Origin of the sequence: Sporolactobacillus sp. CQH2019, from assembly GCF_028765345.1 — a bacterium.
Lineage (GTDB): Bacteria > Bacillota > Bacilli > Bacillales > Sporolactobacillaceae > Sporolactobacillus.
In genome coordinates, this window is the sequence record NZ_JARAJZ010000003.1 from 38,024 (window position 1) to 55,374 (window position 17,351).

A 17,351-nucleotide genomic window follows, 5' to 3' on the forward strand; every position below is an offset into this window, starting at 1 on the left:
CATTATAGGCCTTTTTTCTGATAATGGAAACGCTTACTATATAACTTGTAATTGATTGAGCATGCAAAAATCTGTTACTTCTTTTGGAACATTTGTTGTTGCTATTTACTTATCGAAAGAGAGGTTGAACACAATGGGACATACTGATTCTCATGCAAATGTTGGACAATCTGCTAAAAGTATGAAATTACCAGTCTTTGAAAAGGTGGCCTATTCGTTCACTGATTTAGCTGGTAACTTGCTATACGTTACAATTTCGACCTTTATTATGTACTTCTATACTGATGTCGCAACGATTTCGGTTGCGAGTGCGGGATTAATTTTACTTGTGGCTCGTGTCTTTGATGGTGTTAGTGCCCCTATATGGGGGTCAATCGTTGATCATACCCATACTAAATGGGGCCAAAGCAGGCCATATTTCCTGTGGTTGGCGATTCCCTTTGCGCTCGCCGTGTTTGTCGCATTCTTAGCACCTAATTTATCGTCAACAGGTAAGGTTTGGTATGCTGGAATTACTTATGTCTTGGCTGCTGGTATTGTTTATACTGGAATTCAAACTCCAATTACGGCTATCCTTCCTAACTTAACAACGGATCATACGGAACGGATTAATGCAAATTCATTTCGAATGATTGGTGGTTTGGTTGGTTCAATTTTAACCAGTACATTTTGTCTGCCTTTAGTTGCTTTCTTTGGAAAAGGAAATGACAAGGTTGGTTTTATGTGGACACTAGGAATCTTTGGCCTTATTGCCATTGTATTGCTTTTTACAGCATTCTTTAATGTTCACGAACGTACACAGGTCACAGAAGCGGTGCCTTTCAAAGATAGTTTAAAAGCCACTGTTGGGAATCGACCCTGGTACATTTTGGTTGTTGCCTTCGTTATCTTTTGGATTTCACAGGCTGATCGAATGACGATGTCTATCTACTATGCTAAATACAATCTCGGCAATGAACAATTAACTTCAATTTTTCAGGTTCTTCAAATTGTTGGTATTATCGGAACCGTGCTGATTCCTTTCTTGGTTAAGATTACCAATAAGACACATACCATGATGATTGGTTTACTCATCGCCGCTATTGGTCAGGCTTCAATGGCTTTTGTTGGTGGAAACTTTGTTTTGGTTATTATCGCTTGGGGCGTTGGTGTATTTGGTTCATCAATTGCTATCGCTATGCCGTTTGCCATGTTGGCGGATACTGTTGATTTTGGTGAATGGAAGACAGGGATTCGGGCTTCAGGTTTCTTGACGGCTGTAGGCGCTGCTTTCTGTATCCAGGTTGGGTCAGGGCTTGGAAGCTTTATTCCTTCAAAGATTATGGCTGCCGCAGGGTTCGTTGCAAATAAGACGCAATCGGCGAGTTCGCTTAGCGCCATCCAGTTCTGCTTTATTTGGTTACCGGTTATTGTTTATGTAGTAGTTGCCGCAATTATGGCACTTTACCCGAAGTATGAAAAGATGGAACAACAAATTAAAGTTGATCTTGATAGTCGTCGTGCGAACAATTAATAATACCAATAAATTCTGGAGGTTTTATTTATGGATAGTACAGTTAATAACTCAGATTTATCGCTTGGCAAGATAAAGATTACATCACCATTTTGGAATAAATATCGTGAACTGATCGTTAAAGAAGTATTGCCATATCAGTGGAAGGTTATGAATGATAAAGCGGATATTAACATTGCCGAAGATCCACAAGCAGGTGGTGTTAATAAGGAGAGTCATGCAGTTGCAAATCTTAAGATTGCTGCAGGAAAGATGGAAGGACACCATTACGGCTATCCCTTCCAAGATTCCGATGTTTACAAATGGCTAGAAGCTGCTGCTTACTCATTTAATTATCATCCTGATGAAAAATTAAAACAAATTACAGATAGTGTTATTGATTTAATAGCTGATGCGCAGGATCCTGATGGGTATCTGGATACGCTTTTTCAAATTGATATGCCAGATCGAAAATTTAAGCGACTTCAACAGTCCCATGAACTTTATACCATGGGACACTACATCGAAGCTGGAGTGGCCTACTATAAAGCAACTGGAAATCAAAAGGCGTTAAACATTGCCAGGAAAATGGCAGATTGTATTGATAATAATTTTGGGCCTCAAGATGGAAAGATTCATGGTTATGATGGTCACCCTGAAATTGAATTAGCATTGGCTCGTTTGTACGAAATTACAAAAGAAAAACGTTATTTAGATCTTGCGCATTATTTCCTTCTGGAACGGGGTCAGGATCCCCAATTCTTCAACAAACAAATTGCAAAAGATGGCGATGATGATGAACACGATCTTATAGATCGGTTCCGAACCTACCCGCTGACATTCTGGCAGGCGGCCGAGCCTATCGTTGATCAAAAAACCGCTGAGGGTCATGCTGTGCGTGTAGGCTATATGCTAACAGGTGTCACTCATGTGGCCCGTTTAACTCATGACGAAGCGCTTATGGAAGCCGGGAAGCGGCTTTGGCGAGATATTGTTAAGAGAAGAATGTATATTACTGGCGCCGTAGGATCCAATGCATTACGTGAGTCTTACACATTCGATTATGATTTACCAAACGACACAGTTTATGGCGAAACCTGTGCGGCAGTATCAATGGTTTTCTTTGCTCGACAGCTTTTGGACGTAGAAGCAAAAGGCGAGTATGCTGATGTGATTGAAAAGGAATTATTCAATGGTGCGTTAAGCGGCATGTCTCTTGACGGCAAACATTTCTTCTATGTTAACCCACTGGAAGCTGACCCAAAACTTAGCAAATATAATCCGGCTGAAGCGCATGTTTTAACCCATCGTGCTGATTGGTTTGGGTGTGCATGTTGTCCAGCTAATCTAGCAAGATTAATAGCTTCAATTGACCAGTATATTTATAATGTGATTGATAATAAGATCCTTTCGCATCAATTTATTTCAAATGAAGCTGAATTTAATAACGGAATATCTGTTAAACAAGAAAGTAACTTCCCATGGGAAGGCGACATTGAGTATACCCTCCATTCGGATAGTGATACAGATACACAGTTGGGTATCCGAATTCCTTCATGGTCACAAGGTCGTTTTACTTTATCAATTAATGGTAAAAAGATAACGGCAAAAGAAGTTGATGGCTTCGTCTATATTGACATTGCCAAAGGAACAACACATGTTGAACTTAGCCTATCCATGTCAACCCACATTATGCGTGCTAATACGAGAGTTCGTGATGATATGGGCAAGGTCGCTATTCAAAGAGGGCCGATTATTTATTGTACCGAAGAAGCAGATAATTCCGCATCCCTGTGGGCATACAGACTAAATGCTATTCCAAGGTTTAACAGCAAGTTTGAATCTGGTCTTCTAGATGGTGTTGTATCGCTCGAAACGAATGATGCGGAGAAAGCCGAAGACGATAGTGAAGAGCTTTATTTTGAAGATAAGAATGTTTCGTGGAAACCATCTTCAATGAAATTTATTCCGTATTACGCCTGGTCAAATAGAAAAAACGGTCAAATGAGAGTTTGGCAAGATATTAATAAGTAACGATAAGAAAATAGTTGCGGGCAAGTCTATCAATAAAAAATAAATTCCGTTTGAAATCATCAGATTGCCACCTTAACCTCAGGAAGAAGGCGGGACAAAAGTCCCGTCTTTCTTCTTTTCTTATTGTTTAGGAAATTATAAAATATCGGCTTGTGGATAATTTGTCCGTTAAACTAGCAAAAGAATGTTCAGGGAGAGTCCGAATCATGGAGAAACGGAAAAACAGTGTGGTACATACGAATGTGACGGGCAGGGAGATATTAGAGATGCCTGCTCAAATCTGAAACTGGTTTATCCAGTCATCGGTTCTGCACGCTATCGCCGTTGAATATGAAGATGGCCCTTGAATAATTGACTTTTATGAAAATTTTATTATATTCATGATCATCTAGTGGCCTAAAATCGTCTGGCTCTTATGATTTTAAATCTATATCTGATTCTGATGGGTAAATTTTCTTCTATATTTTTCCTCAATTAATTATTCCTTCTTCCATCTGATTGCAGTATTTTGAGCAATATTTTAATAGGATAAAAAACATCTTTATTGTTGACAGGTAATCTCATTCTTTCCTTAATTTTTCCGTCCCGGCTATATGAACTTAAAGGAAAAAGATTTTGTGTTACCGGATTTCGGCATTTATTAAAGGCTCTCTGCCGGACAATGCCGGCAAAGAGCCTTTTCTTTTTTTATGTTTCTTAATCCGAAAATTAGTCAGCGGACAGAGCGTCAATCGGATTAAGCCGTGAAGCCCGTCTTGCCGGTAGAAGAGCGGCAAGAAATGAGATCGCCAGAGCGATGATTACTGTTGATATGATGTTGGCCGGTGTAATCTGGACGATGTTAAACTTGACGATTTTATACAGCACATGATTGAGCAGTACGCTTGAGCCGTAAGCCAGAATAAGAGCGAGTGCTGCCGAAAATAGGCCGATCAGGATCGACTCGGCGGTAAATAGCCGGCGTATATCCTTCCTTCGTTCACCCAGCGCACGCAGGATGCCGATTTCTTTAGTCCGTTCAGATACTGACATGTACATAGTCACGATGATCATCAAGGCGGAAACCATGATCGATATGCCGGCGATCGCTGCGAGAACAATCGATGCAACCTGGACGTACTGATTGACCGTATCCAGAATATCGCCGACCGTGATGGCCCCGTAGCTGTATTTACCATGATCCTTTAGTCCCTGAATGGTGTTCGCAACCTGTTTGACGTAAGTGGGTCCGGTGACGTTGACGGAGACAAAGTTTGCGCCCGCAATGCCGTGATATTTCTCGATCAGCTGATGCATAGTATTGTAGTTTGTTGCTGCCGGGAGGACCTGGGCGCTGTCTGAAAATCCGACAACTTTATACTTACCGGTCATCTGAATCGGCTGGTTTTGCTTATTGATCCATGGCAGGGTCAGTGTTATCGTTTTCCCCTGAAGCTGTTTGTAGGTTTTGGCACTCATCAGAGCGATCGCCTGGTTCTTGTTAATGACAATCTCGTTATCCCCCGGTGCATGGCCGGTTTTAATTGTGTTGCCGGAGAACGCTTTCGTCCAGGTCTGGATGCCTGTCCCGTTAGAGTTTTTCTTGTTATAAGACACTGTGTATGTGCTTAACTGGTAACCTGGTTCCACTCTGTTGACGTGCTTCAGGCCGCGCAGGCGGTCCACCTGGCTGCTGGTGAGCAGCAGCCTGGATGGATCATTGGCGAACTGCTGCATCGACTGCTGCAGTTCTGTGCTGCTCATTTTTTTGCCGCTGGGATTCTTTAATACCGTAATCGAATCGGGGTTGACCATCGAGTTGATTTGATTCTGGATGAAGGCATTGATACCGTTACCCAGTCCGCTGAAGAGCAGGACGGCAAAAAGTCCGATGGCCGTTCCGAGCATAATGATCGAATTGCGCCAGAAATTAAAGGTGAGGTGCTTGAACGCATTCTTGTAACTTGCTCCGGCGGAAAGCGGCTTTGCCCGAAAGTCCTTCGCGGTATCCTGCGGCATTGGGTAGGCTTGCTTAATCCGAGTGTCGCCATCAATTTTTCCATCCGTAAGATGGACAATCCGTGTTCCGTGGTTGGCGACTTCCTGGGAATGGGTGACGGCGATCACCAGTTTACCCTCTGCTGCGATCTCCTCCAGAAGTTTGAGAACCTCTGCGGTGTTCCCGGAGTCCAGAGCGCCTGTCGGTTCATCGGCAAGGATGATTTCAGGATTGCCGGCCAGCGCCCGTGCAATTGCTACCCGTTGTTTTTGCCCGCCGGAGAGTTGATTCGGGCGTTTCTTTAATTGATCGCCGAGACCGACCTTTTTAAGTAACGCGACGGCCCGTTCTTTTCGCTGGCTCCCGGTAAGCGTCGTCATGTCCAGAGAGGCCAGAACATTTTCAACGATGTTCAGATGGCTGATTAAATTATACGATTGATAAATGTAGCCAATGGTACTGCGGCGGTAGTCATCCAGCTGCTTCTGCCGGGTATGGTCGAGCGGATGCCCGTCGACCATGACCTGACCGGTGAATTCACGATCCAGTCCGCCAATAATATTCATCAGGGTTGATTTGCCGCCCCCTGATTCTCCCAGGATCGAGACAAATTCGCCCCGCTCCAATCGAAGATCAATGCCTTTCAGGACGGGAAATTCTTCTTTTCCTAAAAAGTACGACTTGTGAATGGCTTGTAATTCGAGAAAGGCCATGACATCTTCTCCTTTACTAGTTCAATGTCAGGGCTAAATATATAAAAAGTAAAACAAAATGTCAACATTGTTTTATCTTTTTTGACAAAAAAATGCTCGTGTTAAAAGCCCCGAAGGAAGCTATCCAACGAGACTTCCCTTAACTGAAGATTCGCTGCATCCGTCAAGCGGAGAATGTGGACGAAATCTTCCTTATTCAGCTGTCCTTTCAAAATCCGTTCGTTTTTGGCCCGTATGGTGTGCCGGGGTATGAAATAGAAACACTGGTACAGCGTTTCGAGGACGTCTTTCATAACGTTCACCTTTCTCAACGACACACAGTACCAGAGGAGAGGGGGGATATCTATCATTTTCAACGGATCAAATAACCTTTTTCTCAGCAGAACTGTATAATGAAAGATTCATGTTGAAAATGGAATTTCAATTGAATCTATCCATTTGTTCCCATACGACAGCAGCTTGTTGGGGTTCAAAACCATGAGCGGCCTTTACGCCAATAAAACTTCCAGTGAATTCGTCACTGATTTCCATGCTGAAGACGACGGATCGATGAGTTTAAAATGCTCTATTCCCGGGAGAACAATCAATCTGACTTTATCCTCCAGTGCCATCGCCCGACGATGATATGCAACACTCAATTCGATCGGAACATCACAGTCACGGTCTCCATGGATTAAAATTTGCTCAACATACAAAGGCAACCATTCACTGGGTGAAGCTAAATGGTAACGAGCCGGAACTTCCCGCGGTGTTCCACCTAGAAAAGATTCAACTGGACTGCTCATTCCTTTTTCAAGATCAATTTCCCACATCTTTTGCAAATCGGAAACACCGGCCAGGCTTAGAATACCCCGTACATGTATTGCCAATGGACTGCCCATTTCATCCGTTTGATCTTTGAAACGGGAAGCTAACCAGAGAGCCAAATGCCCACCCGCCGAATGCCCGAGAATCACTACACGAGAAAGATCAAGCGGAAAATATTTCCCGAGTTCAGACAAGTGATTAACGGCATCTATAACATCATGAAAGGTCCCCGGCCACCCTCCTCCATCTTCTCCGACACGGCGGTATTCGATATTCCAGGCGGCGTAACCACGGCGAACCAAATCTTCATTAAGCGGATCCATTTCCTCAAGGCCGTACTTCGCTTTCCAAAACCCGCCATGAATCGTCACAACTACCGGACAACTATCAGCCGACTTAGGCATCCGCAGTACTCCGAATTGTGACGGATGTTCTCCATAAGCCGAGCGGCTCAAAGAAATAGATGCCAATGTAAAAATCCCCTTTTAAAGTTTTTTATCTAGCCTGCTTTTAAAACTCCGTTTAGCTTTCTGGCATTTCGGATCGACTTATGGATCCAATTGAACCGCTCCGCAGTATCCGTTATTTTTGCAACAAAATCATTTTCTTCATTATAGCTAATTCCGAGTGATCTGACGCAATTTCTCATCGTTCTTTCCATTTGGATATTGCATTGACTCATCAGGATTTCATCGCTTTGTTTTCTATCGTATTAATGTTCACACACAGGCCTTCACGCTGGCCTTTTCACCCTCCAGCCCTTTCCTCCCGATCTGCCACCAAGCTTATTTCTTCTGGATTCACTGAAAACCTTGAACAGAACGCCTTTCTGAAGAATTATTCGTCTCGCCTAGAATCCTCAAGAAATTTGTTCAGAAAGCTCTACTGATTTTATTTGGAAAATTGAAGTTGAAGTATTAAACAGAAGTTAATTATCTTATAATAAATTGAAATTATACTACTCCGAGATGAATCTTACATGGAGGAGATTTTATTGCTGCTCTCAACACTATTAGCTCAGTCTAAAAAACCTGAGGGATGGCTGGGAAAGGTAATGATGAAACTTTGGAATAAAGCTTATTTTCCAATGGTTAAATGGGGCCTTGGGTTTGCCAATATACCTCAAAACGGAACGATACTTGATGTAGGTGTAGGGAATGGATTGACAACAAAATATCTTTCTCAGAGAGCACCTTCAAGTCTTGTAACGGGTATTGATATTTCTGAAACAGCAATAACAATGGCAAGAAAGAATAATGCTGCCGATGATATCTCCTTTTCAGTGATGAGTGTAGAGAAAATGTCATTTCCAGATAATAGTTTTGACTTAGTCACGGCATTTCAAACCCACTTCCATTGGCCTTCATATGTACGTGGGTTAGAGGAGATCTATCGTGTTTTAAAGTACAATGGACAAGTGATAATCGCTTGTGAAAAAGTGAAACTTAATTATTTTATGAGCAACGATAAAAACGGTGAGTACACACAAGTGATCACAAAAGATATAGTTTTTAATAAATGCAGCCAATATTATTATCACGGATGGCTGTGCTATTATTTTATAAAATAGAATTTTGCCACTATCAAGCTCTTAATCAGATTTGATTACCGTATCATGCGCGTCTTCCGAAGTAAAGGCATAAAAGAGGCGTCCCTTTTCCGCTCTCGTGCTGGAAGCGACGGCCTGAACGTCTGCAGTGAACTCATTCACATCAGACGGATTTAGGTGAACATAACTCATAAGTATTAATCATTGTTGTTCATCCTTTTTTTCTTAATTAAGTTAGCAAATTTCTTCAAAACTCATTTGTGTTTCAAGAGGACTGCGATAATCATTCATGCTGTCGTCCTACACGACCGTGAGCACAATCTTGCCTTGAATGTGTCCACTGGCGGCTCGTTCATGGGCCTTGCGAGCATTGGAAAGTGGAAACGTGCTGTCGATGGCGACGCGAACCGTCCCGGCATCAAGCAAGCGGCCTAATTCCGCCAGCTGCGGGCCGTTTGAGCGCACTTGGGTCATCGATACCGTGACGCCCAGCTTCGCGGCCTCCTCGGCGTCGGAGAAGCCTAAGAACACTGGGAATAAGGCGCCGCCACGCTTGAGCGTACGCAAGAAACGACCGGTAGTAGGACCGCCGAGGGCATCGAGGACGAGATCAACGTCATGGGCGACGTCCTCGGGAGGACTCTTGGTGTAGTCGATGAATTCGTCGACACCGAGCCCGCTCAGAAACGACTCATGCGTGCCCGATGCCACCGCAATGACGTGCGCCCCCCTCCATTTAGCCAGTTGCACCGCGAAGTGCCCCACGCCACCCGCGGCACCATTGACGAGCACCGTCTTGCCGTTGAGCGGCACCGGACGATGCATCTCCGGTTGAAGCGGATTCGGTTCATTGTGCCCCAGTTCGATCAGGAACTGCCACGCGGTGAGGCTTGCCATCGGCGCCCCAGCGGCGTGCACATAATCGATACTAGCCGGCTTGATTGCAAGGTCCGAAGCTGGCGCGGCGACGTACTCGGCATAAGCAGCGCTCTCCCCAAAGCTAGGGAAGCGAACCATGCCATAAACTTCATCGCCGACGGAGAAACCTTGCACATCCGCAGCTACCGCCACGACGACGCCCGCCACGTCCGAGCCCAGAATGACGGGAAAGGGCACCGGCGGCCGCCACTCAGGAGGGAGATCCTTATACCCCTCGCGCAGGTACCAGTCGGGGGGGTTGATGCCAACCGCGTGAACGCGGACAAGCACCTCACCTGGCTTCAGCACGGGAATCGGCGCCTCCTCGTAACGCATTACCTCAGGGCCGCCGAATTCATGCAGACGAATCGCCTTCATTGTATCTGTAGACATCTTACTTTCTCCTTTCATGCAAATGAGTTATACTTATCGGAGCAGTGCTTCGCTTAATCGGATCACTGTTCCGCTTATCATTATACGGAGCACCGCTCCATATGTCAAGGAGGAATTTTATGCGGGCTGATGCGAAGAAAAACTATGAGCACATACTCGCAGTCGCGAGCGTCGTTGTAGCTGAGCACGGCGTCGATGCATCGCTGCGCGAAATTGCTCGCAAAGCTGGTGTCGGGCTTGGCACACTGTATCGTCATTTCCCGACGAGAGAGGCGCTGCTCGAAGCTTTGCTCCGCGCAAATTTCGACGAGTTTACGACAAAGGCACGTGAGCTCGAAACTGCGGGTTCACCCGATGATGCACTCGTGTCGTGGCTGCGCGACGTCGTTGCATTCACGGGCAACTATCAAGGTGTTGTGGACGCGATGATGGCAGCCAAGGATGACACGGAGTCCGCACTCCACGCTTCATGCGTCACGATGCGCATGGCAGGCACGCGACTTCTCGCTCGCGCTCAGGCCGAGGGTCTGGCGCGTACCGACATGGATGGTGATGACCTGTTCTCACTAGCTGCTGCGCTTGCGTGGCTCAGCAACCAGCCCTCGTCCGCCCCACGAGCTGAGCATCTCTTCAGTATTATCGCGAGCGCTATCCTGATAGGGGCTGCAGCACAACGATATGATTGAACTAACGAGTAATGTTAGTTCAATGAAAACAGCGACAGTCTAGGACTTTATTTTCTCGTCCATGGCAGTCGCTGTAGTTGTAACAGTAATTATTGTGTAAAAGAGGTTGGGGGAGGCAAACACTCCGGGAGGAGGGACGCCACTTGGGGCGGGGGGCGGCCGCCCCACCGAGAATGGATACCTATGAATCGTTTAAGTATTCAGCCACTCCATTGATGGACAGACGGTTCATTTCAAAGATTATCATGACTCATTTGGATGAAAAGGGGAACCCATTTTTCTGAGCACTTTGAACGCTCATCAGAAAATCCTTCATAATCCCTCATTTGATAAAATAAGGCCGACCCCAGTTGAAATCCTCGAATGAAACTATCCAGCGAGACTTCGCTTAAGCGCAGATCCTTTTCATCTAAGATGTGACGCATCCTTTTCAGATCTTCCTTGTCTAAATGTTGAACGAGCGTTTGGCAATTTTCTTCAATCCGCTGAACGTGTACGGTGTTGCTGGGGTATCAAATAAAACTGCCGGTACAAGCGTTCCAAGACGTCCCTTATAAAGTTCACCCTCCCTACTGACACACAGAGGGGGAATATCTATCATTTTCAACAGATCAAAAACCTTGTTGCGGAGTAGCGTCGTACTGCGCAACATCAATAGGAATGAAGCGAAAATCTGTTAAAATGTGGAACAAATGAATTTTTGCCATGCTGATTCAGCCGGATTCAGGGTGAGTCCGGCGCCATTTGGACACGCCGACCGATAAACGAGGTACATTGACCGATAAAATTGCCGTAAAGACCGATAAACGAGGCATGTCGACCGATAAAGTTACTGCGCCGACCGATAAACCGGATATGTTGACCGATACACATTCCTGAAACCGGCTGTTTAACGTTTCGGTGCAAGTTCAGCTGTATTCGGTGCGGCTTTCTCCCATTTAGGTGCGACTCAAACCCGATTCGGTGCGAGTTAGGCCTGATTCAGAGCAACCGCTCTTTTTCGGTGCAAGTTCAGCTGCATTCGGTGCGGCTTTCCCTCATTTCGGTGCGACTCAAACCCGATTCGGTGCGACTGATAAGTTTTTCTCAGTTCCGACTCTACTTTTTTTGATTGGGTGCAGCCTCCTAAATCCGATCGACGGTTGCATGGTACCCGTCAACGGCGCAACAGAACTATTTTTCCCATTATAACTGATTCCGGGGTACCTGAATGAGTTTTTCATGAACCTTTTTGTTTGAGTATCGTGGTTCATCAGCTCATCTGCATTTTATCGATTTTTCAGCGATCTGTCTCCATGTTTATAAATGTTCATGAACAGGCCTTCACGTTGTGCTTTTCTCCCTAAGCCCTTAATATCCGGCCATTTTCTTTCAGATCCCAATACGTCTGGCATCGAGTTATCGAGGGGGGGATGAGGACACCAGAAGAGGTTCACCAATCCCTTTCTTCAAGGATTAAATGCAGGTATTTCTTAAATTAAACACACGAATCATTAAGCTTTGATTAACTGTCGAGGCGGTTCAAATGATGAGCAGCATACCTGATCCGTCTCTTTTCTTTGAAGATCATATGGTATTCACACAGTAGAATAAGTATTATTCCATTAAAATCGAAGCAATTATTTTGCTAAATTATTATTGCAATTTAGCATTAAAATAGAAATAATGACTTGAATAATTTTTAATGGAACCTTAAAGTTTCAGGGTTCTATAATTCGTATTTTAAGTAGATTGTGAATTAACTTAGTTCCATATCAAATCATTATTGTTTTGTCTTAACTAAAATCCAAATATGTAATAATGACATGAATGATACCAAAAAGTGCAGTTGGTATAATAGACAGATAATTATTAAGCCATATCTCTGCAAATGTAAAATATATTACTGGCAGAACTGCCATTGCCAATAGAATAATTATATTTGATTCACCAGTAAAACAGAAAATCCAAAATACATAATAAAACAATAGCATGATTGCCATACCAACTGTATAAGGACATATATTCTTATATATCTGTTTCCTTATTACAAATATTATCATAAAGAAAAACAATGCCTGGCTTCCGTGTTCCAAAACATCTAAAATGATATGACTATTAATATTACTTCTCGATGCACCTGATGTAGGAATTAGAAAATAAAATATATTTGGTATCATTGGTAATAAAAAAACCACGAAGCCTTTAAATGAAAACCCCAAATGATAATTCAATGTTATTGTCTCCGTATATGAACTATTTTTTCTTCGCCATTTTTCAAGGCTTATAATAAACAATTAACCCTGCACAGCGTTAGCATAATAGTCTTTCGGCTTGTCCTACTCTATTAGGAGTCCAAAGCAATAAGTATATCAGGCTCGCATGAGAGAACCGTGAATGACCTAACAAAATAATATCACTTAAAAAAGATTACAATTATTATAAAATTGTTTTAATACTTTAGCTGTGTCAGGAATTAACCGTGCATATAGATTCACTTCGTTTTAGGACAGTTTTTTAGTCTATTTCCCATTTCCTGCCACACTTACAAAAAGTGAATTTGCTCGGTAAACCGGTGCCGGTCCTGATCGATCTATCATCGAAATTCTTGAGCTGTCGGATGGATTTGGGTCCCGATAGATCAGACCATAGGTCTAAGCCAGATGGAGCTTCTTCACGGCCTAGCGATCTTGATCAACTTCTCCATCAGCCATCCTGTGCCTTACCCTATTTTCCGGATCGTAGCAGAAAATCTCTTCAGTCAACTATGCAATACAACTGTTATCCCCATTATAACTGATTCCGGGGTATCTAAATGGATTTTCATGAACCTCTCTCATCGGGTATCGGGGTTCATTAGTCCATCAGCATTTCCTCCAGTTTAGATCCGGTGCAAGGCCGAGGAGGTGAGGGTACCGCGCATTCGAGTTCATGACCTTCGTCATTCCCATTCGAGCCTTTTGATCCATCGAAAGGCCGATTCCCTGCTTATCCGAGACCGACTCGGGCATTCCGATGTGAAGATCACGCTGGGCATTTACGGGCACCTGTATCCGAACCGCGATCAGGAGGTGGCGCAGGATCTGGACGGACTGGTCCAGTTGTCAGCTGGTGAAACAAAGGAAGAGAATCTGTAACCCGATGAAAAATCGTCACAAAAAGCGGGCAACTCAGGTGAAGAATCACCCACAGTTCACTCTGAAGCAGCCGGCTGAAAAAACGAACGGTGACACACGCGTGACACAGCCCGTGACATTCTTATAGAGAAAGGGCCCGTAATCCTTAATACAGTTAGGATTACGGACCCTTGTGTGATTACCCCATCTGGATTCGAACCAGAACATCGCGGCCCCAGAAACCGCTGCCTTACCGTTTGGCCATGGGGTAATGAATCAGAACAAGAAATATTATACCCAGTTATGAAGAAATATGCAAGAGGAAATTCAAAAAAATTTTTAGGCTGATTGGGAGCGAAATAGAACCCTACTCAAAAACATGCTTTATTCCGGGCTTTTTCACTGGGAAAATTTCCGCGGAGTGAAAACATTTTTTAAGGGCAGGCAAGCTTCTGCCTTATTTATCTTGAATGGTATTAAAATCACAAAATCAGAAGTGGATACTTTCGATGCGGTGTATCGTCATTTTTTGTTACAATTATTTTTATGAAAGGGATTCCAGAATGAACAATAAATAATTCAGAATGAAGATGTTCAAAGTGTTAATTGATTAACCCTTGGGGAGGGTCCGGAAAATCCGGCAGTTGCAGATTTCAGACGCTCGGCAGCAGGAAGACGCGCAAAATATGAAATAGGGAATGATGAAAATGATGTAATTGGCTTGATTTTACTAATGAAAGCGCTATAATGATTACATTAGCAATCGATTAACAAGGTTCTGGAAATTGAAGAAAGACGCCAGGTGGTCGCCGATGAAGAAAAATGAAATAGCAAAACATGCAACCATATCCGCTGTAGCCGAAGCGGCGGGTGTCTCAACAACGACGGTGTCACGATACTTGAATAAAAAGTATGAATACATGTCGCTGAAAACAAAAAAACGAATCGGGCAGGTTATTGATGAGCTGAACTACCGGCCCAGCAGCATCGCCAGAGGCCTGAAATCTAAGAGGACGAACCTCCTTGGTGTCGTTGTGGCAGATATCGAGAACCCCTTTTCGTCTATTTTAATGAAGGGTGTTAATGACATTTGTAAGCAGCGCGATTACCACATATTGATTCTGAACACGGATAACAGTCAGCAAGAGGAGGAAGAGGGTATTCTGTCATTGATTGATCATAATGTGGATGCGCTGTTGATCAATCCGACTGGTTATTCCAGCACGATTTATACTGAAATGAATAAAGAAGGGATACCGGTTGTGCTCATCGACCGTCAGATTGAGGAATTTTTGTTTGATTGCGTGACGTCGAACAACTACGATGTAACTTTCCAGGCGACGGCCTATCTGATAAAAAATCATTACACACGGATATTTTTTGTCTCCGAAGCTATTAACAGCATCAGCACCCGGTCGATCCGTCAACGGGCGGTTGAGGATGCGCTGCATCAGAGCGGCGACAGTACGCTGATTATTGATAAAAATAATCGTCCTGCAATAAAAGAAAAATTAATGCGGCTGAAAAGGCTTTATCCGGATGAAAAGATGGCACTGTTTGCGGTGAACGGACAGGTGCTGCTCATTCTCCTGCAGATTCTGCACGAACTTCGCTGGTCCGTTCCGGAAGAAATCGGCATCTACGGTTACGATGACTGGGGATGGGGTGAATTGATTCCGCCGGGCATCACGGTCATTCAACAGGATCCTTACGAGATGGGCAGAAAATCGGCGGAACTGCTGATTGACCGCCTGGAAGGCAAACGAACCGGAGCGCCTGAATTGTTCGAACTTCCGGCCAATTTAGTGATCAGGGGGTCGACGGAATGACAAATTAATTTTTGTCATTTTTTGAAACCGATTTCGTTAATCGATACACATGAAGGAGGATTCCAGGTGAGAGATCTCTACGTCAATACACTCGTTTATAAGAAACTGCTGGACACCGGTGCGAAAAAGCAATCTGAACTGTTTGCGGATGTAAAAAGGCTCGGTGCGTCCGGCATTGAATGCCGCAGAGAGTATTTTTCAGAAAACGTTAAACCTGAAGATATACAGCGATGCGGGAAGCAAGCGGTGCAGACCGGACTGAGCGTGCTCTATTCCGTTCCTGAAAAACTGTTTATAGACGGCAGCGTTTCACCGGACCTGGAGAAATACTTACAGGAAGGCGGAATGATCGGCGCACGGAGCGTAAAGCTGAACATCGGCGAACCTGACGGAATTGACAAGAATGGTGCCTGTGAGATCGCACGTCTGGTTGATTCATATCGGATAGAACTGACTATTGAAAATGATCAGACGTTGGCAAACGGACGACTGAATTTTGTTTCGGATACTCTTGAACTCTTACACAAGTTAAGCATACCTGTCGGCTATACTTTTGATCTCGGAAACTGGCTCTGGCTGCATGAAGATCCGCAGAATGCTTTAAAAAAAGTCGGTGCTCGGGCGACTGTTTTCCATCTGAAAAATGTATCCTCATCAGACGGCCCGCATACCGTACCTCTGGATGACGGCGAGATTGACTGGCGCCGGGCAATACGCGCATGTCCGGAAGACATTCCGCTGGTTATGGAGTACCCGATAGACGGTGCCGAGGTTATTAGAAGGGAGTTTAATAAAGTACTAAATGCTTTAATCTGTGAGGAGGCAAAAACATGAGTGAAGTAATCACGATCGGTGAACCGATGGTTATGTTTGTTGCGGATCAGAAGGGCGAGTTGAGCGAGGTACAGCATTATACGAGATATATCGCAGGCGCCGAAGTCAATGTAGCAATCGGTGTTTCACGGCTTAGACACAGTGTGTCGCTGATCAGCCGGGTCGGTGATGATCCGTTCGGCCGATATATCAGGTCTTTCTTGAAACATGAAGGTGTCGGAACTGGGGAAGTTTCGGTTCTCTCCGGCCGTCCGACGGGATTTCAGTTAAAAAGCAAGAACGATGCCGGGGATCCGGAAGTCGTCTATTTCAGAAAAGGATCAGCCGCCTCAGGAATGTCTCCAGATGACATTGATCGAATTGACTTTTCGGGAGTAAAAGTGCTTCATATGACGGGCATCTTTCCGGCTCTCAGCCCTGAAACCTTCGAGGCCGCTCTGGAGCTGATCCAAAAAGCGCGTGAATATCACCTGCTGACCACGTTTGACCCAAACCTTCGCCCGGCCCTTTGGAAAGGCGAAGCGGCCATGACGGCGAGAATCAATCAGCTGGCCGGTCTATGCGACGTCGTTCTTCCGGGATTCAGAGAAGGCAAACGGCTCACCGGAAAAAAGACAAAAGAGGAAATTGCCGATTTTTATCTAAAAAAGGGGACCAAAGATGTGATTATCAAGCTGGGGGATTCCGGCTCGTACCGCAAAAAGAGACATCGGGACGGCGCATTCGCTGAAACCATTGTCCCGAGTTTTAAAATCGATCACGTTGTTGACACAGTCGGCGCGGGCGATGGATTTGCGGTTGGCGTGATTACCGGGCTGCTCGAACATCTCCCGGACCGCGAACTTTTGCAGCGCAGCAATGCGATCGGTGCGATTCAGGTGCAGCATATCAGTGATAATGAGGGACTTCCAGACCGCGGGCAGCTTGACAGATTCATAAAGGGAAACGTGACAAAATCTATCATACCCGTAAAATCAAACGACGAGGAGACCTTTGACGTTATCTGAAACTGGCTTCGTCAGG

At 44.6% G+C, this 17,351-nt stretch carries 13 protein-coding genes and 1 tRNA gene; 8 read left to right on the forward strand and 6 right to left on the reverse strand.

From position 1 onward, the window contains the following. The first annotated feature begins 133 nt into the window (after positions 1-133). Together OYT88_RS05175 and OYT88_RS05180 are read left to right on the forward strand one after the other, a co-directional pair. Entirely contained in the window at positions 134-1,513 is a 1,380-nt protein-coding gene (locus OYT88_RS05175) for an MFS transporter (protein WP_274398364.1), read from the forward strand. A gap of 30 nt (positions 1,514-1,543) precedes the next feature. Beyond that, positions 1,544-3,526, forward strand: a complete 1,983-nt coding sequence (locus tag OYT88_RS05180) for a glycoside hydrolase family 127 protein (protein ID WP_274398365.1) — start codon at positions 1,544-1,546, stop codon at positions 3,524-3,526. A gap of 708 nt (positions 3,527-4,234) precedes the next feature. On the opposite strand, the gene OYT88_RS05185 is transcribed toward OYT88_RS05180, so the two are convergent. Both OYT88_RS05185 and OYT88_RS05190 read right to left on the reverse strand, forming a co-directional pair. Further along, on the reverse strand, positions 4,235-6,217 hold the full coding sequence (locus OYT88_RS05185; RefSeq protein WP_274398366.1) for an ABC transporter ATP-binding protein/permease: 1,983 nt from the start codon (positions 6,215-6,217) through the stop codon (positions 4,235-4,237). Positions 6,218-6,705: 488 nt separating this feature from the next. Beyond that, the gene (locus OYT88_RS05190; protein ID WP_274398367.1) at positions 6,706-7,494 is read right to left on the reverse strand and encodes an alpha/beta hydrolase family protein; all 789 of its coding nucleotides are present in this window, start codon (positions 7,492-7,494) and stop codon (positions 6,706-6,708) included. A 509-nt stretch (positions 7,495-8,003) separates the two neighbouring features. Here OYT88_RS05190 and OYT88_RS05195 point away from each other — a divergent pair. Then, positions 8,004-8,594, forward strand: coding sequence for a class I SAM-dependent methyltransferase (locus tag OYT88_RS05195; RefSeq protein WP_274398368.1), 591 nt, complete (start codon positions 8,004-8,006; stop codon positions 8,592-8,594). A 279-nt stretch (positions 8,595-8,873) separates the two neighbouring features. On the opposite strand, the gene OYT88_RS05200 is transcribed toward OYT88_RS05195, so the two are convergent. Then, on the reverse strand, positions 8,874-9,884 hold the full coding sequence (locus OYT88_RS05200; RefSeq protein ID WP_274398369.1) for an NADP-dependent oxidoreductase: 1,011 nt from the start codon (positions 9,882-9,884) through the stop codon (positions 8,874-8,876). Between the two features lie 119 nt (positions 9,885-10,003). Here OYT88_RS05200 and OYT88_RS05205 point away from each other — a divergent pair, with 119 nt between their 5' ends. Then, positions 10,004-10,570 (forward strand): TetR/AcrR family transcriptional regulator, encoded by a 567-nt coding sequence (locus tag OYT88_RS05205; RefSeq protein WP_274398370.1) that lies wholly within the window; start codon positions 10,004-10,006, stop codon positions 10,568-10,570. A gap of 233 nt (positions 10,571-10,803) precedes the next feature. Here the strand turns inward: OYT88_RS05205 and OYT88_RS21065 are convergent, their stop codons facing one another. Continuing rightward, positions 10,804-11,052 carry a hypothetical protein gene (locus tag OYT88_RS21065; protein WP_527194296.1) on the reverse strand — a complete coding sequence of 83 codons (249 nt, stop codon included), beginning with the start codon at positions 11,050-11,052 and terminating at the stop codon, positions 10,804-10,806. Positions 11,053-12,345: 1,293 nt separating this feature from the next. After that, on the reverse strand, positions 12,346-12,783 hold the full coding sequence (locus OYT88_RS05210) for a hypothetical protein (RefSeq protein ID WP_274398371.1): 438 nt from the start codon (positions 12,781-12,783) through the stop codon (positions 12,346-12,348). Between the two features lie 672 nt (positions 12,784-13,455). On the opposite strand from OYT88_RS05210, the gene OYT88_RS05215 reads away from it, so the two are divergent. Further along, positions 13,456-13,686, forward strand: a complete 231-nt coding sequence (locus tag OYT88_RS05215; protein ID WP_274398373.1) for a tyrosine-type recombinase/integrase — start codon at positions 13,456-13,458, stop codon at positions 13,684-13,686. A 178-nt stretch (positions 13,687-13,864) separates the two neighbouring features. On the opposite strand, the gene OYT88_RS05220 is transcribed toward OYT88_RS05215, so the two are convergent. Continuing rightward, positions 13,865-13,936: transfer RNA gene (locus OYT88_RS05220), tRNA-Gln, on the reverse strand. Between the two features lie 541 nt (positions 13,937-14,477). Here OYT88_RS05220 and OYT88_RS05225 point away from each other — a divergent pair. From OYT88_RS05225 to OYT88_RS05235, 3 genes are all read left to right on the forward strand, one after another. Beyond that, positions 14,478-15,494: a LacI family DNA-binding transcriptional regulator gene (locus OYT88_RS05225; RefSeq protein WP_274398374.1), complete on the forward strand. Its 1,017-nt coding sequence runs from the start codon at positions 14,478-14,480 to the stop codon at positions 15,492-15,494. A 66-nt stretch (positions 15,495-15,560) separates the two neighbouring features. After that, positions 15,561-16,328, forward strand: coding sequence for a sugar phosphate isomerase/epimerase family protein (locus OYT88_RS05230; RefSeq protein WP_274398375.1), 768 nt, complete (start codon positions 15,561-15,563; stop codon positions 16,326-16,328). Further along, positions 16,325-17,335 carry a sugar kinase gene (locus OYT88_RS05235; RefSeq protein WP_274398376.1) on the forward strand — a complete coding sequence of 337 codons (1,011 nt, stop codon included), beginning with the start codon at positions 16,325-16,327 and terminating at the stop codon, positions 17,333-17,335. Before OYT88_RS05230 ends, OYT88_RS05235 begins: the two co-directional genes overlap by 4 nt. Positions 17,336-17,351: the final 16 nt, after the last annotated feature.

Coding starts and splice junctions, on each gene's coding strand:
- OYT88_RS05175 (WP_274398364.1), top strand. CDS start 134: ATGGGACATACTGATTCTCATGCAAATGTTGGACAATCTGCTAAAAGT.
- OYT88_RS05205 (WP_274398370.1), top strand. CDS start 10,004: ATGCGGGCTGATGCGAAGAAAAACTATGAGCACATACTCGCAGTCGCG.
- OYT88_RS05195 (WP_274398368.1), top strand. CDS start 8,004: ATGGAGGAGATTTTATTGCTGCTCTCAACACTATTAGCTCAGTCTAAA.
- OYT88_RS05185 (WP_274398366.1), bottom strand. CDS start 6,217: ATGGCCTTTCTCGAATTACAAGCCATTCACAAGTCGTACTTTTTAGGA.
- OYT88_RS05200 (WP_274398369.1), bottom strand. CDS start 9,884: ATGTCTACAGATACAATGAAGGCGATTCGTCTGCATGAATTCGGCGGC.
- OYT88_RS05225 (WP_274398374.1), top strand. CDS start 14,478: ATGAAGAAAAATGAAATAGCAAAACATGCAACCATATCCGCTGTAGCC.
- OYT88_RS05235 (WP_274398376.1), top strand. CDS start 16,325: ATGAGTGAAGTAATCACGATCGGTGAACCGATGGTTATGTTTGTTGCG.
- OYT88_RS05180 (WP_274398365.1), top strand. CDS start 1,544: ATGGATAGTACAGTTAATAACTCAGATTTATCGCTTGGCAAGATAAAG.